Source organism: Bacillus sp. SRI_025 (assembly GCF_057592095.1).
The window spans coordinates 337,080-362,281 of sequence record NZ_JBYEGB010000001.1 but is presented as its reverse complement, the minus strand read 5'-3'; the positions used below and the strand labels follow the sequence as shown (position 1 = coordinate 362,281).

The window sequence follows — 25,202 nt, the reverse complement described above, 5'->3', positions numbered from 1 at the left end:
CGTTCCTCCCTTTTAATAGATGAATTAATCAACGGATAGTTCATAAAGAGTGCCGCTCTCCATTCCGCCCATTCGTCCATTTGACTGATCATTTTGTTCTGATTGTTGGCTGTCTGTTTGTTGGTTCACTTTGGATGTAGAGCTGTTCTGCCATTTAGAAGCAGATACTTCTTTTCCATTTTTTTGAATCCAAGTTAGAATGTCAGAGCTGCCGCCTCTCATACCAGAAAGATAGAAGTATTTGATTTTGCCGTCTTTGACGAGCTGTTTGAATTCACTAAGAGTGAGAATGTTATCAGATCCACTAAATCCACCTAATGCCATAACAGCTTTTCCAGTTTTAATAATGTAAGGTGAAGCAGTGGTTGCATCTGTTGTTCCGAATAGGAATTCTTCTCCCGTATTGTTTTTCTCAAGATAGCTGATCAACTTTTCATTGACTTGTGAACTCATGCTGCCACTTGAAGTGGCAAGCTGAGGACCAGCCTCTGGAAGCATACTATTTCCTCCATAAAGAAGAGGTGTGCTTGCCCAGTATAGTGGTGCAACCAGCATGCCAAGGATGGCGATGAGAGACACGAATTGTTTTCGTTTTTCTTTTCCTTTTATCAAAAGCAGAGAAAGGATTGTTCCAACACCAATGATACCGACTGCAATGCTTAGTCCAAGACCGATCGTGCTTGTAAAAGTGGATAGGATAAAGGTTTCAAATGCTGTTGTAACGAATATCGCAATTGGAAGCAGCCATTTTTTAAACCCAGTTCCTATTTGAAATAATTGTGTCATCGAAACCCATCCGGCTCCTGCTAATACAGCAATTGGTGGTGCCAGCATGATCAAATAATAATGATGGAAAAATCCTGCTACACTGAAAAATGCAGCAACAGGTATAAGCCAAGCTAACCAAAATAGAGTTTCTTTTTGTTTTGTATTGAGACGTCTTCTTTCAAAGGCAGTCGAGAAGAAGATACCAATCGCACCGAAGATTGCAAATGGAAGCAGCCAGCTGATTTGATCGGATAGTTCAGATTGGAACAGACGTAGCGATCCCTTGGTTCCTGTACCAAACATGCCGGAGCCATTTCCCATTTTTCCGCCCACGCCATTTGGCGGTACATCACCATTACCGCCAAATGGCATATCAGGTGGTGTTGTGCCGTTTGCACTGCTTGGTGGTCCTTGCATTGAAGGCTGTTCCTGACTGGATGATTGGTTTGAATTGTCTGAGTTGTTTTGATTTCCATTAGATGGCGGCTGAGGCATGGTGGATGAATCATTGTCATTTTGCTGATCACCCTGCTGTGAAGGTGGCTGTCCCTCACCCTGATTTGTGCCACCTCCCCCGCCAGACTGTTGACCAGTCAACCGCTGAAGACCGTTGTAACCAAAGGCTAATTCTAGTGCTGAGTTCGATTGACTTGATCCCATATAAGGGCGATTGTCTTTATAAGTGAGATCAACAGCGATAGACCAAGAAGCAGATACACCTAAAAGAACAATCATTGAAATCATCAGTGATAACAACTTTTTCTTCCATGTCGTTCGGTAGGCAATGATGTAAAAAAGAATGAGTGCTGGTACGATCATATAGGCTTGTAGCATTTTTGTATTAAAGCCGACGCCAATCATCGCAAACGAAACAATCGCCCAAAGAACCTTTTGCTGTTTTACAGCCTTGAACATCATTCCTGTTGCTAGTAAAAGTATAAAGACAAGTAAGCTGTCAATATTATTTGTTCGAGATACAGCAACCGCAATAGGTGTACACGCCATGATAAGTGCCGCTAATCTTGCCGCTGCTTGACCAAAAGTTGGTTTGACAAGACGATAGATCAGATAAACAGATCCAATGCCTGCTAAAGCTTGAGGCAAGATGACGCTCCATCCATGGAGACCAAAAATTTTGGCACTCATCGTTTGCAGCCAGAAGGTGAGCGGGGGTTTATCCACCGTGACATATCCTGCTGGATCAAATGAAGCAAAGAAGAAATTATGCCAGTTTTGCATCATACTTGTGACAGCCGCAGTATAATACGCATTCACCGTATCATCTTCCCAAATGTTATAAATGTTTAAGATGGCAGATAAGATCAATATGAAAAATAAATAAATATCAAATTTCTGAAAACGTCTGATCAAAAGCATGTCACTCCTTTTTCTTCACTTGAAAAAAGTGTAACAAGCAAATATGAATAAAGTGTTAATAAAAAAAGGCCATTTTTTTATTTTTTAGAAATAAAAACAGCTCTTAATGAAAAGAGCTGTTCAAGTTGTAGAAAGTTCTATGGATACTGAATTTATCAGATAAAATAGTGATTCCAATGAGAGTAAAATATGTGAGTAGCTATAGAGTAGGTGAGCTCTCATTGAATGGAGCATTGGGAAGTTGAATGATAGCTGTTGTACCAAACCCAGGCTCAGATTGAATGTCGAATGTCCCATGATGTTTTTTGATGATTTGATAGACAATGGCTAGTCCAAGGCCAGAGCCGCCATCTTTTCTTGTTCGTGCTTTATTGACACGATAAAATCGCTCAGAAACATGTGGAAGATCTTCTTTTGGAATACCATTGCCTTCGTCAGTCACTCTTAATTCAGCAACACTTTGGTGAACTTGTAATTCAATTGATATTGATTTCCCAGATGGCGTGTAATGAATGGCATTGTCCAGTAAATTACGTATCACTTGTTGGAGACGGTCGCTATCACCATAAACAATACAATCCTCTTCAAGCGTTCGTTTGAAAGTAATGCTTTTCTTATCAGCGACGAATGCCATTTGATCAAGAACATCGTGGATCAGCTGTGCAAAGACAATTGGCTCCATCGTTAGTGGATAAGAGTCTCCTTCTAACTGTGCAAGATCTAAAAGATCGTGCACAAGACGGCTTAAACGTGAGGCCTCATCTTGGATGATTTGCATCCCTTTCTTTTGATCAATGATCCCTTCTTCAATTCCTTCTGCATAGCCTTTCATATAACTTAAAGGCGTTCTAAGTTCGTGAGAGACATTCGCAAGAAATTCTCTGCGGTGCTGTTCAACTTTTTCGAGAGTTGAAGACAGTTTATTAAAGGAGCGGCTAAGCTGGTTTAACTCATCTCCTTTTTTGGTTACGGCCATTCGTTTTGAAAAATCACCAGATTCCATTTCTATTGCAATTTCTTTCATTTTATTAATGGTCTGCACAATTTTATTGGAGCTCTTATATCCGATCAAGAATATCAGGAGCATAATCAATAAGATGGATATACCAAGCGTCAATCTAATTTGAACAAAGGGTTCATATACATCTGATAAGGGCATGGAGAGGAAAATAGTTCCCGATAGATCATCATTGCTTGAGAAAACAGGAATGGCGATGCCAAGAATATCTTGGTGAAACTTCGGGTGTTCTCTAATTAACACGACGGTTTCACCTTGAAGGAGCTTTTGGCGTTCCTTGAACGTAATGAGATTGTCATTTGTGTCCGTATCAAAAGGAAGTCCACTTGAAAGTTCCATTGGATCATCTGTAAAAATAACGTTCGCCTGACTTGAGTCATTTGCCCATTTCATTCTGTCGGTAAAATACTTGTCTTTCCCGTGTGTGTGATAGATTTCTGCCAGCTTCTTACCTTGCAAACTTAAGGAATCGATCTGTTTATCAATATATAAATGCTGGTATAAGTAAAAAGTAAGGGCAAGCGCTGAGGCTGCAACGATTCCGATCACTGCAAGGATTAAGAAGAGTACTTTCTTTTTAATCGATAATGGCTTCATTCTTCCTCCTCAAACTTATAGCCGACACCCCAAACGGTTTTAATATATCGTTCTGCTTCCTTTAATTTCAGTCTTAGTGTTTTGATATGTGTATCGACTGTTCTTAAAGAGCCGCTCGTTGAATGTGATTCCCACAATTTTTGATAAAGGTGTTCTCTTGAAAACACTTGTCCTTGGTTGAGCAAAAGAAACATGAGTAAATCAAATTCTCTTCTTGTTAAATTAACGGGCTGTTGATGGAGGTAAACTTGTCTGCCATCTTGATCAATCTCCATGTCACCAATCTGTATTCGGCTGCGCTTTAGCGAAAGACCTCTAATTCGTCTCAGGGTTGTTTCAATTCTTGCTGCAAGCTCACGCAGACTGAAAGGTTTCATGATGTAGTCATCTGCTCCAATTTCAAGACCTCTAATTCGGTCCTCCTCATAACTCCTTGCTGTTAAAAATAAAATTGGAATTTGAGATGTTTGTCGAATACGCTGACAGACTTCAAATCCATCCATGTCAGGCATCATGATATCTAATACAACAAGGTCAATAGATTCCTTTTCAAGCTGATGCAAGGCATCTTTTCCATTATTCGCAGTTGTAATGTGAAAGCCATGTCTCTTTAAAAAAGACCCGATTAACTCAAGCATATCAAGCTCATCATCTACGATTAAAATACGCATTTGTTCCTTCATTTCTTTTCCTCCAACACGATAGCATAAGGTCCTGATGGGACATTTAGTTGATTTTTCATAATAAGTGAGTGTTTATCGATGATGGATACTGAGTTGTCATCCAAGTTACTCACATAAATTGATGTCGTATCAGCGGTGATATAATTCGGATTTTGACCAGTTTCAACAGAAGCAAGCTGCTTATTTGTTTTGGTATCTACTTTGTATAGCGTATGATCTCCATGACATAGTACATATAAAGTAGAAGAATTTTTCTCTGGAAAAAATGCAACAGGCATAACGCCTAGCTTTATTTCTCGCTGTTTTTTGCCTGTTTTAGGGTCATAAGCAAGAATACTTTTATTTAAGGTACCTTGTTTACCATGGCCGCCGATCCAAATGGACTGTCCATCAAAATGAATCCCAGAAGGCCGTTCAAGTACAGAAAACGTACGTATATTTTTTTCCTTTTTAATATCTATGACTGAGACAGTATGACTTTCTGCATTTAAAACAAATAAAACACCTGATGAAGAAAGTGTCATAGAAGAAGGTAATTTTCCTGTTTTCACAGTTGATTTTATTTTTTTACTCTTCGTATCAATAAAATAAACGACATTTTTCTGCGAATTTGCAGCAATTAATGTATGAGAAGCTGCATCATATGTAAGGGAAGTCAGCCCTTTATCCACATTCATATAATCTGTTGCTGTCCCATTTTTTAGATTGATTTCAATAAGGGATTCTCCCTCTTTACTTGTAGCGATGATGACGTCTTTATTAATTTGAATAAGATCAGTAAGTGGGTGTTTTAAATCCACAGAAGAGAGCATTTTATTTTTTTGTATATCAACTATTGAAAAGGAGGCTTTTTTTAATTGAGAGATGACAGCGATCGATTGAGAGCTGCCTGGCGGTGTAAATTGCTGTTCTTTTCCACAGCCTGTCAAGAATAAAAGTAGAGCTGATAAACAGATTAAAACATATTTCATACGTTCCATTCTTCCGCTCCTTTGCGTTCTCTATTTTCAAAATCATACCACAAAAATTGTGAAAAAAAATTGAAGTTATCTATGCTGAAAAGAATGAAAAAGAGTTTTTAGGTGAGTGAGGGGAGACAATTTGCACCTGAAGTTCCTTTTTTGTCTGTCCATATGCCATTTTTCCTTCTTTAAAAGATGATTATCAGGATTTGATAGATGCACTTGCTATAGCTTACAGTGATACAAATGATGAAAAACTCCCTCGCTCTAAATAGGCATAGAGCAAGGGACCATTAGGCGGAATGTTCAGATGATGGGGAGGTTGATTTTGTTTTTACACGTTGAGATAAAAAGAAACCAAGAATGCCTGCGCCCATTAATACAATAAATAAAGATTGAAAACCACTCATGATCCCAATCAATGTAGACGAAATGATACTGCCAAAATATCGAAAGGTAGAGAAAATACCAGATGCTGAACCAGATAAGCTTTGATCAACAGACGTTAAAGAAGCCATCTGCATACTAGTCATTCCAATCCCTGATGAAATTCCACCTGCGATAAGTGTCACGATAAGCAGTGGTAAGGTAGGGTACTGACTGAGTGTGATTAACATGATCCCTGATAAAGTGAGACAGATAAATGAAAAGCCAATCATTTTTTTGGCGCCTTTTTTCGGATGGAGTCTTGCCCCTAGCAAGCCACTAATAGACATGCAAAGAGAAAATACCGATAGAATGATACCGCTTTGTGTATGAGACAGTGAAAGTTGTTGCTCCATAAACAGCGGCATAATTAGAAGGATGGCATACATGACAAAATTACTTAGCATGATCGACAGGTTTGCATTTGTAAATGAACTGTTTTTAAAAAGCGATAAATCGATGATCGGATTCTTTACTTTCCGTACATGTATAAAGAATAATGGAATGACGATCAACGCTAGAATTCCATAGATCAAGTATTCATTTAGCAAATGGCTTTTTGTGCATAGAATGAGTGTGGCAATCCCGATGGTTAAGTACAATGAACCAATGATGTCCACATTTGTTTGTAAGCGTGTATGGTTTATTTTTGGAATGAGTAATACGCCGGTCACAAGTGTAAGGAACAAGAATGGGATATTTACAAAGAATATAGAGTGCCAATCAAAACTCTGAATAAGAATCGAACCAATAAAAGGTCCAAGTGCGGCACCAATACCGGCTCCAAACCCAAAGTATCCCATTGTTTTAGACAGTTTTTCGGGGGATACTGTTGCACGAATCAATGCAATGCTATTCGGTGTTAAAATAGCACCACCAGCTGCTTGAATGGAACGAAAAGTGATAAGAAAAGCTAGATTAGGTGCTAAAGCACATCCAATCGAGCCAATTAAAAAGAGCATGACCCCAATTAAATACATTCGCCGGTGTCCATATATATCTCCTAACTTACCAGCGATAGGCTGAGTGACTGCCATGACAATAAGATAAATTGTGACAACCCAAGTGATGTTTGAAAGGGATTGATTATAATAAGTTGAAATGGATGATAGAGCGACAGCGATCATCGTTGAGTTGACTGGAACTAGTATAGCTCCAAGCAACAAAGAATAGATGACCAAACTCTCTTTTTTTAACCTCAATGTGTATACCACCTTTTGTAAAAAAGAAGAATTTCACCCTTTAAGCGGGAGAAATTCCTCTCATGAAAATGTGTGTGCATGTCTCAATAAAATCTTCTTTTTGTGTGAGCACGAGTTGTAGATCTTGCTCTAGCTGCTGAATGAAAAATCCAAAATACGTACTAATGAAGATGTCTGCATAAATGTCTTCTTTTCCTTTTAATACAAGATGCTCGGCACCCATCTTTTTGAAATATTGTATCAGCATTTCTCTTAGTTCTTGAGGATATATCTTTTCATGACTAGTTAAATCCTTAAACATAGCCGGTTCTCGCATGCTGATATAAATAAATTCTTTTTTGGAAGTCAAATCTTCAAGGAAATAGGTGCCGAGAAACTTTAAATCGGTGTATAAATCGCCTTTAAATTCTGCTTCTAGGGTTTTTGTCGGTGTTGATTTCATTTTCATAATGGCAGCAATGACGCCGCGTTTGTTTTTAAAGTTGCGAAAAATAGTTGCTTCACTCACATTCGCTTTTGTTGCTATTTCTTTGGTTGTTGTTTTTTGATAGCCCTTTTCAGTTAATAAATCCATTGTTGCGCGAATGATTCGTTGATTTGTAGATTTTAACAAGCATACTCACCTCAGGTTATGAATGTGTTTGCAACAAAGTAAGTATACCGATAAAACCTATGAGCGCCAATATCGTCCAAATGATAAGTTTATGAACGCGAATGCTGCTTTAATATCTGAATGCGCCCATTGCTGCCATCTACTGTCACAAGGTCACCGGATTGAAGTGTTTCAGTTGCTATTCTAGTACCTAAGACAGCTGGCATCATATACTCTCTTGCAATAATAGCTGAATGAGATAAAATGCCTCCAGCATCGGTGATGACTGCTTTCGCATCTCTAAATAAGCTCGTCCATAAAGGTGTAGTCGTTTTACAAACTAATATATCATCCTTTTGAAATTGTGAGAATTCATCAGCACATGTAATGACTTTTACTCTTCCAGAAACAATACCGCTGGATGCGCCAATTCCATGGATCACATCGTGTGTGTTGTGTTCATTTTCTCTTAATGAACCAAGCATTCTTTCCACTTGCTGCAATTCAGCTTCAGTTGGAGTGCCGGTGTAAGCTGGTGGTTGAATGGCTTCATTTTCTTTCATTTCCATTTTTCTTTGCTGGATAACCGAATCGAATGAGATAGACGTTGTGAGCGCTTTTTGTACCTCTTCATCGTAGAGATACCAAAGATCTTCTTGATGAGGAATGGCTCCTTTTTTTGCGAGAAGCTCACCAATTTTTAATAGATATACCCGGGCTTTTGCATCTAACATTGCATCAATGTAGAAGTGGTGGTCATCTCGGATATTCGCTGCTTGAAGGGCAAATTGATACAGCGTCTCAAATTTTGTTTTAAACGACTCATCCTTCACTTGACTCATAAAATGTTTATACGTCTCTTGTCTTTTAATCACTGCTTTTGCAAATTCTTCATCAAAATCACATTGGGACTGGATGTTATTTCTGATGATATCTAATATAAACTCCGGGTTTTCTACCCAAGTCTCATCCGTAAGGTCATGACTTTTAACAGATCGCCAGCCGTAAACTTGGAGAAAATCCTCCAATTTCGAAATGAAATGTTTCCCTTTTTCGAAGTGATTGAGTGCGTATAACAGGTCCGGGTTCTTTTCATGATGAATAAATGCCTGATGAAGTTCTGGATCTTGAAGGACATCCTTTGCTATATCAGATAGCAGCTTGTCTGTTTCAAGAGATTTGTTCATCACGCCTATCATCATTTCGTGCAGCAAGACGACTTGTGTTTGATCACCGGTATATGTTACAAGCATGTCTTCAATGATAGATGATAGTATGACTTGCGGTGTGACGATATCAAAATGATCATCATATGCTTGAATGTAAAAATCCTTTAATTCTTCAAAGCCGATGATGGCTTTTTCAATGGTCATAGGTTCATTCATTTGGCGATCGAGTTTTTCGTAAAATGGAAAGAAATTTTTCTCTAGAATCTCATACATCCGTTCACTTAAATGCGGAAATAGCTCAAATATACGTTCATCAAAAAAGGGTGCAGCTCCCTCTTGCGCTTCTGGCAGTGCGGGTGCTGAGTATAAGTGGCCTCTGTAAAGCTTAATATCTTTGATGTTCATATCAGGTACTTGATACTTTTCTCCATTTTTCTTCATCCCGCTTTTTAAGGCTGGTATGATCAGGCTTGAGAAAAGAGGGCTCGTTGGACCAGGCATATGATCATCCATTGAAATCCAGAATTCCTGCAGCTCATCTGGCTTCATTTGAAAAGAAGCACCCGCTGTTTCATTTACTGCTTTTGGGAGAGCTGTAGTAATCGGCCTCGCTTGAAGTAAATAAAACGCCCCATCTGCAATTCCAAATTCGATATCGACTCCATGTCCGTAAAGTTCTTCTACTTGTTTTGTGATTTGTGCGATTTCTATCAATTGATCATCGTTTAGGCAAAACTGGCCAGCCATTTCCTCCGCTACTGGTTCCTCGATGACACCCTCTTGGAAAGGAACAATTTGTAGCTCTTTCGCCCCAAGTGTTTTTTCAATCGAAAAGTTCTCTTTATCTACAATAAACGTGTCTGGTGTCACAAGACCGGAGACAATTGCTTCTCCCAATCCGTAGCTTGCGGTCAGCATCATTTCATTTGGTTTCCCCGATATGGGGTTCTCACTAAAGATGACACCGGAGACGTCAGAATGGATCAATCCTTGAACGACAACGGCCATAAGCGGCATCTCTTCCTCGTTTTCATTCATCTCTTCCTTATATTCTGTGACTCTCGCTGCAAAATAAGAAGACCAGCATTCTTTGACCGCCTGTAAAAATTCTTCATTTGTTTTGATATTTAAATAGGTCTCGTACTGTCCTGCAAACGAGGCGCCTTCGAGATCTTCAGCAACAGAAGAGGATCGTACTGCAACTGAGGGATAAGTCTTCCGCAAGGATTGAAAGGACGAGATCAGCTCTGCTTCCATTTGTGAAGGAAACGATGCTTCTTTGATTTTTTGAGAAAGGTTTTGTTCTGCTGGCTGCAGATTGTGATATGAAAGAAAGCTTTCAAAGCTGTTGGTTTTAATAATAAATCCATCTGGGACTGGCAGGCCGTGATTGTTTAATTTAATTAAATTCAGGCCTTTTGCCCCTGCGAGTGATGCGGATTCTTCAGCCGCATGAAATAAAACTGAATACATGGGAATGCCCCCTTATCCAAATAGCCAATGATTTGTATGTCTCTCTATTTTTTAAAATGATAGTGCGCACTATCATTTTAATCATAGAATTGATTGGATGTTATTGTCAAAGACGGAAAGACCTATCTTTACAAAGGGGACAATCTCACTAATTTTCTGCTATTTCTAAAACAAAAGTCTCCGAACATGAAGAAAAAAGGCAAAATTGAAAACTGTGAATTGTTCAATATGCCAATCTTTACTATAATCAAGGAAGTAGACCATGAAGAGGGAGGGTTTTTGTGATTACAAAAGCCATATTTGCACTAGTTTTTCCTTTCCTGCTCGTTATTTTATTTTCAAAGGTTACTTATAATCATTACGTAGGCATTGCGTTAACAGCAGCGCTTTTATTTGCTTCGTATATGAAAGGCTATACAGAAACCTACTTTATTGTGGGATTAGATATTATTTCTTTAGTAGCTGGGGCTTTGTTTATGGCTAAAAAAGAAATCGAAAAGAGAGAAAAAGCTGAAAAACATCAATGATGTTATCTTAATGCTGAAAGCTGACATGTTTTAAACAAGAGCTGTGCTTACGATTTCTAGTAAGCACAGCTTTCTTTTTCTGCTCATCGAATATCTCACTCCAAAATGTTCCATACTGAAAGGAAGGTTTTCTTAAGAGGGTTATTTGCCAAGGGAGAGAGGGTATGACTGTATTGGAAATAAAAATCAAGCGAGAGCCGAACTTTAGTTCGTATTTTTGTGTTCTTTTATGATAATATATTCATTAGATAGATTTCGTAACGAAACGGAGGCTTTGATGTGAGTGACCGCTTTGAATTAGTTTCTAACTATCAGCCCCAAGGAGATCAGCCAAAGGCGATTGAAAAGCTTGTTGAGGGGATCCATCAGGGGAAACAGCATCAAACGCTGTTAGGTGCTACAGGTACGGGAAAGACCTTTACTGTCTCCAACCTGATCAAAGAAGTGAACAAACCGACGCTTGTCATTGCGCATAATAAGACACTTGCCGGTCAGTTATACAGTGAATTCAAGGAATTTTTCCCGAATAATGCTGTTGAATATTTTGTGAGTTACTATGATTATTATCAGCCAGAGGCATATGTACCTCAGACCGATACATTTATTGAGAAAGATGCCAGCATCAATGATGAGATTGATAAGCTGAGACACTCGGCTACGTCCTCGTTATTTGAGAGAAGGGATGTCATCATCATTGCCAGTGTGTCCTGTATTTATGGCTTAGGTTCGCCAGAGGAATACAGAGAGCTTGTGCTGTCTTTGCGCACTGAAATGGAGATTGAACGCAATCAGCTCCTTCGTAAGCTGGTGGATATTCAGTATTCTCGTAATGATATAGATTTTCAGCGCGGAACCTTCCGAGTCAGAGGAGACGTCGTTGAGATTTTTCCTGCTTCACGAGATGAGCATTGTATCAGAGTGGAGTTTTTCGGTGATGAAATTGAACGTATTCGTGAAGTGGATGCGCTGACCGGAGAAATACTTGGTGATCGTGACCACGTGGCCATTTTCCCAGCATCTCACTTCGTCACAAGAGAAGAAAAAATGGAAAAAGCCATTATCAATATTGAACAAGAGCTAGAAGAACAGCTCGAAAAGCTTCGCGAAAATGGAAAATTGCTTGAAGCGCAGCGCCTTGAGCAGCGGACAAGATATGACCTTGAGATGATGAGAGAGATGGGCTTTTGTTCAGGCATCGAGAATTATTCAAGACATCTGACCTTGCGTCCTCCTGGTTCAACACCTTACACACTGCTTGATTATTTCCCAGATGACTTTATGATTGTTGTCGATGAATCGCATGTGACGATTCCGCAAATCCGTGCCATGTACAACGGGGATCAAGCGAGAAAGCAAGTGTTGGTTGATCACGGATTCCGCCTGCCATCAGCACTTGATAACAGACCGCTCACCTTTGATGAGTTTGAAAAGCATATCAATCATATCGTTCATGTATCAGCAACGCCTGGTCCATACGAGCTTGAGAAAACGCCTGAGGTTGTGGAACAAATTATCCGTCCAACAGGATTACTTGATCCAATTATTGAAGTCCGTCCGATTGAAGGACAAATTGATGACTTAATTGGAGAAATTCATTCACGAGTTGAGAAAAATGAGCGTGTGCTTGTGACCACACTGACGAAGAAAATGTCTGAGGATCTCACAGATTACTTAAAAGAAATCGGAATCAAGGTGAATTACCTGCATTCAGAAATTAAGACCCTTGAGCGGATTGAGATTATCCGTGATTTGCGTCTCGGTAAATATGATGTGCTTGTTGGAATCAACCTTCTTCGTGAAGGACTGGATATTCCAGAGGTGTCGCTCGTGGCCATTTTAGATGCGGATAAAGAAGGCTTTTTGCGCTCTGAAAGATCCCTCATCCAGACGATTGGCCGTGCAGCGAGAAATGCAGAAGGCCGGGTCATTATGTATGCAGACAATATGACAAAATCGATGGACATTGCGATTCAAGAAACGAAGCGAAGACGAGAACAGCAAGAAGCATATAACGAGAAATTTGGGATTACCCCACAAACCATCCATAAGAAAATTCGAGATGTTATTAAGGCAACAAAGATACATGAGGATTCGGAAGAATACGAAACAAAAGCAGCACCAAAGCTTTCGAAAATGAGCAAAAAAGAAAGAGAAAAAGTGATCGAAAAAGTCGAGATGGAAATGAAAGATGCAGCAAAAGCGCTTGATTTTGAAAAAGCAGCAGAATTAAGAGATCTATTGCTAGAGCTAAAAGCGGAAGGATGATTGCCTGATGGCTATGGAACGAATAGAGGTGAAAGGTGCTAGAGCCCACAACCTTAAAAATATTGATGTGAATATCCCGCGTGACCAGCTAGTGGTCATTACGGGGTTATCTGGTTCAGGAAAATCGTCGCTTGCCTTTGATACCATTTATGCAGAAGGTCAGCGCAGGTACGTTGAATCTCTTTCAGCGTACGCACGCCAATTTCTTGGGCAAATGGATAAACCGGATGTAGATGCCATTGAAGGTCTTTCTCCGGCGATTAGTATTGATCAGAAAACGACGAGCCGAAACCCTAGATCAACAGTTGGTACTGTCACTGAAATTTATGATTATTTGCGTCTCTTGTATGCTCGAGTCGGAAAACCGATTTGTCCTATACATGGGATTGAAATTACGTCACAAACGATTGAGCAGATGACAGATCGTATTTTAGAGTATCCTGAAAGAACGAAATTACAAGTGCTTGCCCCAGTTGTTTCCGGCCGCAAAGGAACACATGTGAAAGTACTTGATCAAATTCGGAAGCAGGGCTATGTGCGAGTGAGAGTCGATGGAGAGATGGAAGACCTTTCAGAAGATATCGAGCTTGAAAAGAACAAGAAGCATTCCATTGAAGTGGTGATTGATCGTATCGTGGTGAAGGAAGGCGTGGCTGCTCGTCTGTCTGACTCACTTGAAACCGCACTGCGGCTGGGCGAAGGCCGAGTGATGATTGATGTGATTGGACAAGAAGAGCTGTTATTCAGCGAACATCATGCTTGTCCGCATTGCGGGTTCTCTATTGGTGAACTTGAGCCGAGAATGTTTTCATTTAATAGTCCTTTTGGTGCCTGCCCGAGCTGTGATGGGCTCGGTTCCAAACTAGAAGTCGACCCTGAGCTTGTCATTCCTAATAAGGATCTGACTTTACGTCAGCATGCCATTGCACCATGGGAGCCGCAAAGCTCGCAATACTATCCTCAGCTTCTTGAGGCCGTATGTACACATTATGGCATCGACATGGACATTCCAGTGAAAGATATCCCATCGCATTTATTCGATAAAATTTTATATGGAAGCGGATCTGAACGGATTTATTTTAAATACGAAAATGATTTTGGACAGGTACGTGAAAATGAAATTGAGTTTGAAGGTGTTCTTCGTAATATTGAACGACGCTATAAAGAAACCAGCTCTGATTATATTCGTGAGCAAATGGAAAAATATATGGCGAATCAGCCATGTCCGACATGTAAAGGATATCGTCTGAAAAAAGAAACGCTGGCGGTTCTCATCAATGGCAAGCATATCGGAGAAATCACCGATTTGTCTGTCTCTGATGCCCTTGATTTCTATGAAAAAATCGAGTTGTCTGAGAAAGATTTGCAGATTGCCCAGCTCATTTTGCGTGAAATCAAAGAGCGCTTGTCTTTCTTAAATAATGTGGGATTAGATTATCTGAATTTGAGCCGGTCGGCTGGCACACTATCAGGTGGAGAAGCGCAGCGGATTCGCCTGGCGACTCAAATCGGGTCAAGGCTGACAGGTGTTCTTTATATATTAGATGAACCATCCATTGGTCTGCATCAGCGCGATAATGACCGGTTGATTGGGACGTTGAAAAACATGCGCGACATCGGGAACACACTGATTGTCGTCGAGCATGATGAAGATACCATGCTAGCTGCTGATTATTTAATAGATATTGGACCTGGAGCAGGAGTTCATGGAGGAGAAGTGATTTCAGCTGGAACGCCAGAAGAAGTCATGAAGGACCCGAAATCATTAACAGGACAATATTTATCTGGTGAGAAATTTATTCCGCTGCCAATTGAGAGAAGAAAGCCTGACGGCCGCTATATTGAGATAAAAGGTGCAAAAGAAAACAACCTGAAAAACGTGAATGCGAAGTTTCCTCTTGGCGTCTTTACAGCTGTGACCGGAGTATCCGGCTCAGGGAAAAGTACGCTTGTGAATGAAATTCTATTAAAATCACTTTCACAAAAGTTGCACAGAGCGAAGGCGAAGCCAGGGCAGCACAAAGAAATCAAAGGAATGGATCATTTGGATAAGGTCATTGATATTGATCAATCTCCAATTGGCCGTACACCAAGATCGAACCCTGCCACGTATACAGGTGTCTTTGATGATGTGCGGGATGTGTTTGCACAAACCAACGAAGCAAAGGTACGAGGTTATAAAAAAGGCAGATTCAGTTTTAACGTCAAAGGCGGGCGCTGTGAGGCGTGCCGCGGGGATGGCATCATTAAAATTGAAATGCACTTTTTGCCAGATGTGTATGTACCTTGTGAAGTGTGTCACGGGAAACGTTATAACCGTGAAACTCTTGAGGTCACATATAAAGGGAAGAACATTGCTGATGTGCTGGAAATGACGGTGGAGGACGCACTCCAATTTTTCGAGAATATCCCGAAAATTAAGCGGAAGCTTCAAACGATTTATGATGTGGGGCTTGGATACATTACACTTGGACAGCCTGCAACGACATTGTCCGGAGGAGAGGCGCAGCGCGTGAAATTGGCATCTGAGCTTCACCGCCGTTCAAACGGAAGGTCTCTTTACATTTTGGACGAGCCGACAACAGGTCTGCATGTGGATGATATTGCCCGTTTATTAAAAGTGCTTCAGCGTTTGGTTGAGAACGGTGATACAGTGCTGGTCATTGAGCACAACCTTGACATTATCAAGGCTGCTGATTACCTCGTTGATCTAGGACCAGAAGGCGGTGCAGGCGGCGGAACGATCATTGCCTCTGGCACTCCTGAGGACATTGCAAAAGAAGAAGCATCTTACACAGGCCAATACTTGAAGCCTATTTTAAAGCGTGACCGTAAGCGTATGAAACAGCTGGTCAAAGAAACAGAAAGTGTGACTTCTTCATAAAGAAAACCCCTCTTTTTATAGAGGGGTTTTTCTTTTATTGCACATCTTCCTTCGGCATTAAATTACTGAGGTGCGTTAAATCCTTTAAAATATGCGTGCTGCTGCTATCGAGCAGTACCTTTAAATAACGGATATCACCATACTTTGGATGAGACGGATGAATGGTCTCAAGCTCCTTGATCATATCGCTGTTCATGCTTTTCTGTTTCTGTATAAGGTCTAAAAGCGTTTGAGCCGTGTGGTTTGAATTATGATGATCTGTCAAAATAATTACCCCCTATAATGATAATCACCATCTTTTCAACATATTTTAAAGGGTAATCTGTGAAGAATCTACTCTTAGGTGCAAAAAGAAATAATTTGTGTCTAAGGTCATATGTAAATCGAATGATTTTGAAACTTTTTATACGCAATAAACGTATGAGTTAGAAAGGAATTTTCGTTATGAAGGAGCGAATATATATGAATAGAGATCAGTCGATTATTGCTTCTATTTGTTACTTTAGTGTATTTTTTATGCCGTTTATCGTACCGATCGTGGCGGTTTTTGTAGTAGACCAAAAGGAAACGAAACGGCATGCGATGCGGGCATTATGGTCACATCTTTTACCGGTCGCAGCATGCATTGTGTTGGTTTTTGGGTCTATCCCGTTTTTATTGGCGACACAGGCAGGCGACTCGCTCATTCCAGTCATGACGGTGTTCATCTTGTCTTTTTTAGTAGTCATTGGCTTTTTGATCTCTGTCATTTGGAATATCATTCAAGGTATTAAAGTACTTCAATCCATCAAATCTTAGGAGGGCTTTGTATGAATGAAAAAGAACGAATTTTAAAATTAGTAGAAGACGGGGTATTATCAGCAAAAGAAGCAATTACGCTGTTAGAAAAATTAGAAGAAGGTCAGTCCATCTCATTAGAAAAGTCTACGGATGATCACACCTTTCATGAAGAAAAAGCTGGAGCAGAGAGTAAAGGAAACGGCACCGAAAATCTTGGGGCAAAGCTGTTTGGCTGGTTAGATACTGCGGTGAAAAAGGTAAAAGACGTGGATCTTGATTTGAACTTTGGACAGTCCGTTGATGTTGAGCATATTTTTCAGTTCAAAGACGCATCGCTCTCTCATTTAGATATTCAATTAGCGAACGGCAGCCTCAACGTGATGCCTTGGGACGATCGAGATATTCGAGCAGAGTGTCATGCGAAAATCTACCGTGCAGAGGATGGAGAGCAGGCAAGGCAGCAATTCCTCAATCAATTGGACTGCGGGCTTGAAGGGGATAAATTTTTTATTCGAACCGAAAAGAAGACGATGAAAGTCAATGTTACTTTATACGTACCGCGTATCCAATACGATAAGATCAAGGTCAAGCTGTTTAATGGGCCGATTCGCGGGGAAAAGCTAAAGACAAAAGAACTTGCCGCGAAAACCACAAATGGTGTTGTCTCTTTTGCCTCGTTACAGGCAGAAAAAGTCGGAATTGAAACAGCAAACGGACAAATCAAACTGGCAGATCACGAGTGTGGTATGATTGAAGTAGAAACCATCAATGGGCTCATAGACCTGCGCGGGAAAAGTGAATCAATTGATGCCCAAAGCTTTAACGGAAATATTGCGGTTCAGCTGTCAGATGAAAAGTGCCGTTCCATCTATGCGAAAACGACAACAGGCAGTGTGGACGTTCAGATCCCGCGCGCATGTGCAGTTACCGCTGAGCTGAAAAGCAATCTCGGGTCTATCTCTCATGATTTACTTGATGCAGAGATGATTAAAGAAAAAAATGAAACATTACAAAAAGAGAAAATGATCAAAGCCAATCAACAAGCGGCGCACAGTATATCCATTTTTGCAGAAACAAAAACAGGCTCAATACAAGTAAAGCACCAATCAGACAAGGAGTGATTCTACATGAAGAAACTTTATCGTTCAGCAACAGATAAAAAAATAGCGGGTGTTGTTGGTGGACTTGCGGAATATTTAAGTGTTGATGCATCGCTGCTTCGCATTTTAACCGTTATCATCGGATTTTTGACAGCATTTATGCCGATCTTTTTGATCTACTTCATCTGGTATTTTGTTGTTCCGGAAGAAGGCACTAAATAAATGCTTAGATGGATCGTCAGTATTTTAGTAAATGCATTACTTTTAATCGTCATTGCTGGATATTTTGATTCAGGCATTCTGCCTGGGCTCGGGAGCGTGTATATTGAAGGGTTTGGCGCAGCCATTGTGGCAAGTATCATTTTGTCCTTGCTCAATATTTTAGTGAAGCCGTTTTTGATCATTTTAACGCTTCCAGTCACCGTCCTTTCACTAGGATTGTTCTTATTTGTCATCAATGCCATTACACTCATGATGACATCGAGCTTTATGGGAGATAGCTTTAACATTGATGGATTCGGAACGGCCATTTGGATGGCTGTCATTTTGTCCATTTTCCATCTGTTGATACAAAAAGGAATCGTAGAGCCGTTAGCGAAAAAAAGCTAACGGTTTTTTTGTGCAAATTTGTATCGTTTCTCCGTTCCATCTGACATAAAAACCACCTTCAGGAGACACAATATCCGAAGGGAGGCGGTGCAAAATGGTGAACGTGAGCAGACAAATCATGCTTTTATGTTTTTTTATCATTCTTTTTTGTTTCAGTCAGCCTGCTTTAGCAGGACCTTTTCTTCAAGCAGAAGTGAATGTACCGGACAAGCCTTTTTCACCTTTTATCTTTGATCAATTTCATGTGGATGTCCGCCCGGTTCAAGGAAAAAGCCATGACCTTCAGTTTCGTGCGTCCATTAGTGACCAAGAACAGATTTTGTCTGCGAACTTGTATTATAAACAAAGTGATGAACTGGGGTATCGCTTGATTCCAATGGAACGACTGCCAGGAATGAAGCCAGAATTTACAGCGAAAATTCCGCCAGATCAATTATGGAATCCAACCGTTCATTACTATACAGAGTTCCTTACGCAAAAATCAGTGATCAAAACAGCAGAGAAATCGGTTCACATAAATGGATTTGAAGAGGATCTTTCGCATATCCCGGACTTATTCATCACAGAAATTGTCGTTAATTCAAAAAATCGAAAAGGCAAAGATGCTTTTGAGTTTATCGAAGTATATAACACGACACATGCGCCTATCTCACTTAAACATTATCAGATCCGCTACCGCAATCCCACGCAGGGCATCGAATTGGATGATGTATATTCCTTTCATAAAAATCCAATCACCATTTCGCCTGGAAAACCTTATGTTTTTTGGCTGAGAAAAAAAGGGCAGGAGCATTTAACTGTAGCGGACTTTAATGCCATGTACAAAAGCCAATTAAAAGAGGGCGAGCATCTAACCATTATCGAGAGCAAAGGGCTGTCCAACTCTAAATCTCGTCTTGTTTCGATCACAACAAATATAGGTGAAGAGATTTCTTCTGCCGCATTTCGTTTGAAGCCATCATGGTTTAGCGAGCATAAATCCTTGCTGTTTAAGTATCCAATGGATGGTACGACGCAGACGAAGCTGATTTCGAAAATTGAGGAAGAGCCCACTCCAGGTAAAGTGCTAAAAGCACAAATTCCATCTGAGAAAAAGGAAATTTCTCAAGATATCCATAAACCTGTGATTGAAGATATGACGATAAGGAAACCGGTGAAACCAACTGAAAGCGTAGAGATTAAAGCAGATGTCCAGGATGATCAGGCCGTGAAAACCGTCAAGCTGCGTTATCGAACGAATCGAAAAGAAGCGTTCAAGGAAATACTGCTGCAAAAAGACCAAAATGACCGGTTATTTCATCATATTATTTATTCACCTGAGTTGATTGGGAAGGAACAATTGGAATATCAGCTTGAAGCGTCAGATGGCGAAAATGAAGCCAAGACGTTGAAAAAAACGGTTGATGTGGAGCAGGTTAGTAAAGCCCACGGTCTCCGATTCAATGTAGAAGAGGGAGATACGGTTTCAGGGTTATTTTCATTAAAGGCAACGTCTGATCAGAAAAAAAGCATCGAATTACGGATTGATGGAAAACGGAATCAGCAAGTATCCGCTGCCCTTGAGGCAGATCCATATATCGCATTTGATGTCAAAGGAACAAATTTATATTTTAAAAATGGGGTGTCTATAGGTAAGCGTTTACTTTCTGTTTTTGATGATTCGACAAAAGTGTATCGTACCTATACAATGCCAATACCAGAAGAAGAGATAAAAAAGGCAGGTCTCCAAACGATCTCATTCCACGCTGGCACAAAGTCTTCTCCGATAGACCGGCTTCCTGGAGAGAATCATGATGATTTTGAATTGAAAAACGTCAGGATGATCTTATCGAATGGAACACAAATTCATCCAATCAATGCGAAGCCGCAAAAAGAATGGAGAATGGGAGACAGCGGGAACGCAAAAAAGGTTAGAACGTTTCAATTTGAGATTCCAAAAGAGGCTTATGTCTCAACCTATATAAAGTGGGATACAAAAAGGCTGAAAGAAGGGCCGCACCTAATTGAGGCCAAAACCTCAGACGAGCACGCTTCAGTACGTGTGAAAGTTGATAACACTGGGCCGAGAATTAAGACCAACGTACAAGCAAAGGATCAATATAAAGGCGCCTTTACATTAAAAGCAAAAGTAACGGATCGCTGGAGTGACATAGAGGAGTTGAAGGCGTATGTAGATGGCAAACCAGTTTCTTTGCCATATCAGACGTCCTCTAGTGAATTAAAGCCTGGGAAGCACACGTTTATGATCAAAGCAAAAGACGCTGCTGGGAACATGTCGACGTTGAAAAAAGAGTTCAAGACCGTACATGAGCATCCAGAAACACCAGAACGGGTGGCAGATAAGACGAAAATGAAATCATCAAAGCAAACTGTGCTAACCAAGGATCCAACCAATGATAAGTTAGATTACTCTTTTTATCGTGCCTATCAATATACATCGCTGCATCCTTCAATGAAGATTTTTAAGTATGCAGCAGAGACAGAGCCGCCAAAGAGTTTTCTCCAAAAAGGAGAAATGATTTTTTCTGATCAAGAAAGGAACCGCATTGCATTTGTTGATGGAAAGGCAGTTGAAACGAAGGATTTACAGAGTTTTCCTTATCATCGTTTTCAAATTAAGGTTCATCATGATGTGCGCGAAAAGGATATCGTCGAAGCTGTATGGAAAGGGAGTTCATTGTCGGGGAGAAAGGTGACAATGTACGCATGGAATCACCAGCAGGAAAAGTGGGATAAAATCACTCATCACTTTGCGAAGGATCAAAAGGAATTTTACCTAAAAGGGCTGCTGTCAGTGAGACAGTACATGAGGAATCAAACGTTTGATTTGCTAGTACAGGATGAAATCAGCAAATCACAAAAGCCATATAAGATGGTGTGGATGTCTGACACTCAATATTATGCAAAGAGCTATCCTCATATCTTTAAACAAATGGTCGAATGGATCAGAGATCAGAGGGAGAAATTAAACATTCAATATGTGTTCCATACAGGCGATATTGTGGATGATTCAAAGGATAAGCAATGGCACCGTGCTGATACATTTATGCGTGTATTAGATGAGAATCACATTCCCTATGGTGTTTTAGCAGGAAATCATGATGTTAGACACAAGGACGGTTTATATGCGGAATACGGGAAATATTTCGGGGAAAAACGCTTTGCTGATAAGCCTTACTATGGTGAATCCTATCGAAACAATAAAGGTCATTATGATCTCATCTCTGCCGGCGGCAATGATTATATGATGGTGTACATGGGCTGGGGGATTAAGCAAGATGAAATTGATTGGTTAAACCGCGTGATTTCTGAGCATCCAGATCGTATTGTCATTTTAAATTTCCATGAGTATTTGTTAGTGAGCGGCAACCGAAGCCCGATTGGCGAGCTCATCTTTCACCAAGTGGTGAAACGCCATCCTAATATTGTGGCAGTATTTAGCGGCCACTACCATGGAGCCAGCAGGAAAGTAGATGAGCTTGATGATGACCATGATGGAAAAGCAGACAGGAAAGTATATCAAATACTCGCCGATTACCAGTCAGGACCTGAAGGTGGGCAAGGGTTTATGAGGGTCATAACAGCGGATCAAGAAAAAAATCAGCTTCATTTTACAACATATTCACCTTACTTGAATAAAGAGCATTTTTACGATCCTAAAACGTATGGAGATCAAGATGAATTTTCAATCGATGTGGATTTGACACCGAAAATGAAATCTGTCAAAACCAATTATTTTGAACTCAATGTGTATACGAATGTTCTTCTAGGAGAAGCGCGCGGCGTAAAAAGCGGCAAAAAAGCGAGCTTTGAGTGGAAGGGCTTAAAGCCAAATGAAGATTATTATTGGTACACTGTAGCAAAAGATCGTTTCCAAGGAAAAGCCATTTCACCAATATGGAAAATTCATACAAAAAATGATGATGAAACAAAATTTCTTAGGAAATAAAAAACAGTGCTCCGTGTCAGGGGCACTGTTTATCTTTCCATTGTATGAATGAGCTTGTAACGATCCCCTCTATAAACGGAAACAACATACTCAAATGGAACGTCTTGTTGAAAAAAAGTCGTTCTTGTTATGGAAAGCACAGGATCGCCTGTTGAAATAGACAGCAAGTATGCTTCTTCCTTTGAGGCAACATTGGCTTCAAGCTCCTGTTTGGCATGAGCAATGACATGACCAGTGTGAGTTTCTATATATTCATATAAAGAGCCAGTTAAATGTTCCTTTGTTAAATCTCCTGCAAATCTTTCAGGTATATAGCTCGTTTCAATCGCCATCGGTTCATCATTTGCAAGGCGTATCCGTTTTAGTTCAAAAACATCATCACTAGTTGACAGTTGTAAGGCTGGCAGCAAGTGCTCTGGACATACGGTTTTTTTGAAGTCAATCAGCTGGCTTGATGCTTTGAGCCCTCGCTGCTGCATATCCTCTGAAAAGCTTGTTAAGCCTTGAAGCGGCTGTTCAAATTTTTTTCGGCTAACAAAAGTGCCTTTACCTTTTTGTCGATACAAATATCCTTCGTTCACAAGATTCGATAAGGCTTGTCTGACAGTCATTCGACTAATACCAAAGCGTTCGGCATATTCTCTTTCAGAAGGAATGAGTGTATCAGGTGCTAATGTTCCATCCTCAATCTGCTTTTTCAAGTTCTCCATAATCTGATGGTACATCGGAATAGGTGACTGCTTATCAATAAACATGTGAAAATCCTCTCGTTTTTAGCGTAGTGATCCAGCTTCTCGATCAATCAAAACTGTTACATCTTCATGGAGTTTCAGTGCAGATGCTGGGAAGTCTGGATGAATCTCTGCCTGTTCTAAATATTGTATCACTTTCGCTTTTGATTTTCCCGAAGCAAGAAGGAGAATCTTTTTACTTGAAAGAATGCTCGCAATTCCCATTGTGATCGCATGAGTAGGTACCTCATCAATAGAAGAAAAGTATCTTGCGTTAGCCTGTCTCGTGTTCTCATCTAATTGCACGACATGAGTCTTTGAGTTGAAAGGGGTACCAGGTTCGTTAAAACCGATATGTCCATTTTGACCGATTCCAAGGAGCTGAAGATCGATGCCGCCTACATCCTCAATAAGCTGGTCATATCTTAAGCATTCCTTTTCTAAGTGAGCTGCATTGCCATTTGGAAGAAAATACTGACCCTGAGGTAGATCAATATGGTCAAATAAATGACGTTTCATGTAGGTCATATAACTATTTTCGTGTTCTGGATCAAGCCCTGCATATTCATCTAAATTGATTGTTTTTGTTTGCTTGAAAGACAATTGATGTGCTTGATGAAGTTGAATTAACTCTTTGTAAGTATCAATAGGTGTACCGCCCGTTGCTAGGCCGAGTACGGCATCGGGTTTAGCAGCTATTGCATGTGCAATAATGGCGGCTGCTTCTTTTCCTAATTGTTCCTTGCTTTCAAATTCGATGATGTTCATTAGTGGTTGGCCTCCTTTTTTTCAAAGACGATTTGTCCACGGCAGATCGTCATCATCAGTTCACCAGATTCATCCCAAATCACCAAATCTGCTAGTTTTCCAACTTCGATGGAACCGAGCTGTTGATCAAGTCCCAGCTGAACGGCTGCATTGGTTGAGGTCATCTTCGCAATCTCTGTCCACTCACAATTTGTGAGCTGTTTCATCCGTTTGACGCCATCTTTCATTCGCAAAATCGATCCTGCAAGTGTACCATCTTCCAGCAATGCCTTTTCGCCGCTGACTGTGACTGTCTGACCGCCAAATTCGTACGTTCCATTACCGAGCCCTTTTGCACGCATCGAGTCTGTGATCATGATTAAACGATCACTTCCTTTTGCCAAATACGCAAGCTTGATGGAAAGAGGATGGGAGTGAATCCCATCAGTGATCAGCTCGGTATAAAGGTTCTCATTCGTAAGAGCAGCACCTACAGCGTTCGGTTCACGATGCTGAAACGAACTTATTGCGTTATAAAGATGCGTTACATGGCGTGCACCATGCTTAGCTGCTAAATTAATCATGTCATGATGGGCATTCGTATGTCCAATAGAAGGGATCATGTTCTTTTCCTGTAACAGGGACAGAAAAGCAAAATCTGTGTCTTCCTCAGGCGCAAACGTGACAATTCGAATTAGCTGTTCAGATGCATCCAGCCATTTTTTAAAAAGCGGAATATCGGGCTGTTTAATCCATTGAACTGGCTGTGCCCCTGCCTTATCTTTAGAAATAAATGGACCTTCTAGGTGGATTCCTAGACATTGCGCCTGACTTCCTGCTTGTTCTTCATTACTTTGTTTCCACTGAGCGACATTTTTAAGTGCCTGCTCAATCTCATGATGGTTTTGTGTAATGGTTGTCGCTAAAAAACTTGTCGTTCCTTCTGATGGAAGGTTGTCAGCGAGTGTATTCATCGCTTCTGCTGTCGCATCCATCATGTCTGCACCATATCCGCCATGAATGTGAATATCAATCATTCCAGGGAGTAAATAAAAGTTTTCCCGGGAAATATATACTTTTTCATAATTTCCTGTCGGTGGTGATGTTGAAATATAGTCAATCTTGCCATCGCGTAAACCGACAAAACCGTTTTCAATGATCTTTGTCTTTGTCACAATATGAATATTGGAGAGCAATAAAGAACCGCTCATGTTTGAGCCCCCTTATTCGTTATCTTTCATTTAAGTTTACTCTTTTTAAGTATAGTTGTCTATACCAGTTAGGGCGGTGAAACAGGAACAGGATAAAATACTGTTTTGGGTTCATCATTGAAAGTGATAAAA

19 protein-coding genes are annotated in these 25,202 nt (G+C 40.4%); 8 read left to right on the top strand and 11 right to left on the bottom strand.

Going from position 1 to position 25,202, the window contains the following annotated elements; genetic code table 11:
* Positions 1-24 precede the first annotated feature (24 nt).
* From AC20OE_RS01890 to AC20OE_RS01860, 7 genes are all read right to left on the bottom strand, one after another.
* Positions 25-2,139, bottom strand: a complete 2,115-nt coding sequence (locus AC20OE_RS01890; protein WP_487268192.1) for an ArnT family glycosyltransferase — start codon at positions 2,137-2,139, stop codon at positions 25-27.
* 205 nt (positions 2,140-2,344) lie between these two features.
* The gene (locus AC20OE_RS01885; protein ID WP_059377554.1) at positions 2,345-3,760 is read right to left on the bottom strand and encodes a HAMP domain-containing sensor histidine kinase; all 1,416 of its coding nucleotides are present in this window, start codon (positions 3,758-3,760) and stop codon (positions 2,345-2,347) included.
* The gene (locus AC20OE_RS01880) at positions 3,757-4,443 is read right to left on the bottom strand and encodes a response regulator transcription factor (protein ID WP_039181727.1); all 687 of its coding nucleotides are present in this window, start codon (positions 4,441-4,443) and stop codon (positions 3,757-3,759) included. Before AC20OE_RS01880 ends, AC20OE_RS01885 begins: the two co-directional genes overlap by 4 nt.
* On the bottom strand, positions 4,440-5,423 hold the full coding sequence (locus AC20OE_RS01875) for a YncE family protein (protein ID WP_039181725.1): 984 nt from the start codon (positions 5,421-5,423) through the stop codon (positions 4,440-4,442). The genes AC20OE_RS01880 and AC20OE_RS01875 overlap by 4 nt, the downstream gene beginning before the upstream one ends.
* A gap of 275 nt (positions 5,424-5,698) precedes the next feature.
* Positions 5,699-7,033, bottom strand: a complete 1,335-nt coding sequence (locus AC20OE_RS01870; RefSeq protein ID WP_144494058.1) for an MFS transporter — start codon at positions 7,031-7,033, stop codon at positions 5,699-5,701.
* A 40-nt stretch (positions 7,034-7,073) separates the two neighbouring features.
* Positions 7,074-7,646, bottom strand: a complete 573-nt coding sequence (locus tag AC20OE_RS01865; RefSeq protein WP_126682352.1) for a TetR/AcrR family transcriptional regulator — start codon at positions 7,644-7,646, stop codon at positions 7,074-7,076.
* 89 nt (positions 7,647-7,735) lie between these two features.
* A complete protein-coding gene (locus tag AC20OE_RS01860; protein WP_151284852.1) occupies positions 7,736-10,267 on the bottom strand; it encodes a PEP/pyruvate-binding domain-containing protein in 2,532 nt (843 codons plus the stop codon).
* Positions 10,268-10,548: 281 nt separating this feature from the next.
* On the opposite strand from AC20OE_RS01860, the gene AC20OE_RS01855 reads away from it, so the two are divergent.
* From AC20OE_RS01855 to uvrA, 3 genes are all read left to right on the top strand, one after another.
* Entirely contained in the window at positions 10,549-10,794 is a 246-nt protein-coding gene (locus AC20OE_RS01855; protein ID WP_025093987.1) for a CsbA family protein, read from the top strand.
* Positions 10,795-11,073: 279 nt separating this feature from the next.
* Positions 11,074-13,059: an excinuclease ABC subunit UvrB gene (gene uvrB, locus AC20OE_RS01850; protein WP_099663655.1), complete on the top strand. Its 1,986-nt coding sequence runs from the start codon at positions 11,074-11,076 to the stop codon at positions 13,057-13,059.
* Between the two features lie 7 nt (positions 13,060-13,066).
* Positions 13,067-15,943: an excinuclease ABC subunit UvrA gene (uvrA, locus tag AC20OE_RS01845; protein ID WP_487268187.1), complete on the top strand. Its 2,877-nt coding sequence runs from the start codon at positions 13,067-13,069 to the stop codon at positions 15,941-15,943.
* Between the two features lie 34 nt (positions 15,944-15,977).
* Here the strand turns inward: uvrA and AC20OE_RS01840 are convergent, their stop codons facing one another.
* Positions 15,978-16,208, bottom strand: coding sequence for a hypothetical protein (locus tag AC20OE_RS01840; protein ID WP_034281058.1), 231 nt, complete (start codon positions 16,206-16,208; stop codon positions 15,978-15,980).
* A 197-nt stretch (positions 16,209-16,405) separates the two neighbouring features.
* Here AC20OE_RS01840 and AC20OE_RS01835 point away from each other — a divergent pair, with 197 nt between their 5' ends.
* The 5 genes from AC20OE_RS01835 to AC20OE_RS01815 all read left to right on the top strand — a co-directional run bounded on the left by AC20OE_RS01835 (position 16,406) and on the right by AC20OE_RS01815 (position 22,381).
* On the top strand, positions 16,406-16,741 hold the full coding sequence (locus AC20OE_RS01835; RefSeq protein WP_047201847.1) for a membrane protein: 336 nt from the start codon (positions 16,406-16,408) through the stop codon (positions 16,739-16,741).
* Positions 16,742-16,752: 11 nt separating this feature from the next.
* The gene (locus tag AC20OE_RS01830) at positions 16,753-17,844 is read left to right on the top strand and encodes a DUF4097 family beta strand repeat-containing protein (protein ID WP_059374733.1); all 1,092 of its coding nucleotides are present in this window, start codon (positions 16,753-16,755) and stop codon (positions 17,842-17,844) included.
* A 6-nt stretch (positions 17,845-17,850) separates the two neighbouring features.
* Positions 17,851-18,045 (top strand): PspC domain-containing protein, encoded by a 195-nt coding sequence (locus AC20OE_RS01825; protein WP_024423578.1) that lies wholly within the window; start codon positions 17,851-17,853, stop codon positions 18,043-18,045.
* Entirely contained in the window at positions 18,046-18,432 is a 387-nt protein-coding gene (locus AC20OE_RS01820; protein ID WP_024423577.1) for a phage holin family protein, read from the top strand. It begins immediately after the preceding gene.
* A 94-nt stretch (positions 18,433-18,526) separates the two neighbouring features.
* Entirely contained in the window at positions 18,527-22,381 is a 3,855-nt protein-coding gene (locus tag AC20OE_RS01815) for a metallophosphoesterase (protein WP_372555760.1), read from the top strand.
* Positions 22,382-22,410: 29 nt separating this feature from the next.
* On the opposite strand, the gene AC20OE_RS01810 is transcribed toward AC20OE_RS01815, so the two are convergent.
* From AC20OE_RS01810 to nagA, 3 genes are read right to left on the bottom strand one after another with little or no spacing between them, the layout of a single operon-like run.
* Positions 22,411-23,136, bottom strand: a complete 726-nt coding sequence (locus tag AC20OE_RS01810; RefSeq protein WP_059376589.1) for a GntR family transcriptional regulator — start codon at positions 23,134-23,136, stop codon at positions 22,411-22,413.
* Positions 23,137-23,154: 18 nt separating this feature from the next.
* Positions 23,155-23,880 (bottom strand): glucosamine-6-phosphate deaminase, encoded by a 726-nt coding sequence (nagB, locus tag AC20OE_RS01805; RefSeq protein WP_059376596.1) that lies wholly within the window; start codon positions 23,878-23,880, stop codon positions 23,155-23,157.
* On the bottom strand, positions 23,880-25,070 hold the full coding sequence (gene nagA, locus AC20OE_RS01800) for an N-acetylglucosamine-6-phosphate deacetylase (RefSeq protein WP_099663658.1): 1,191 nt from the start codon (positions 25,068-25,070) through the stop codon (positions 23,880-23,882). The genes nagB and nagA overlap by 1 nt, the downstream gene beginning before the upstream one ends.
* Between the last annotated feature and the right edge of the window lie 132 nt (positions 25,071-25,202).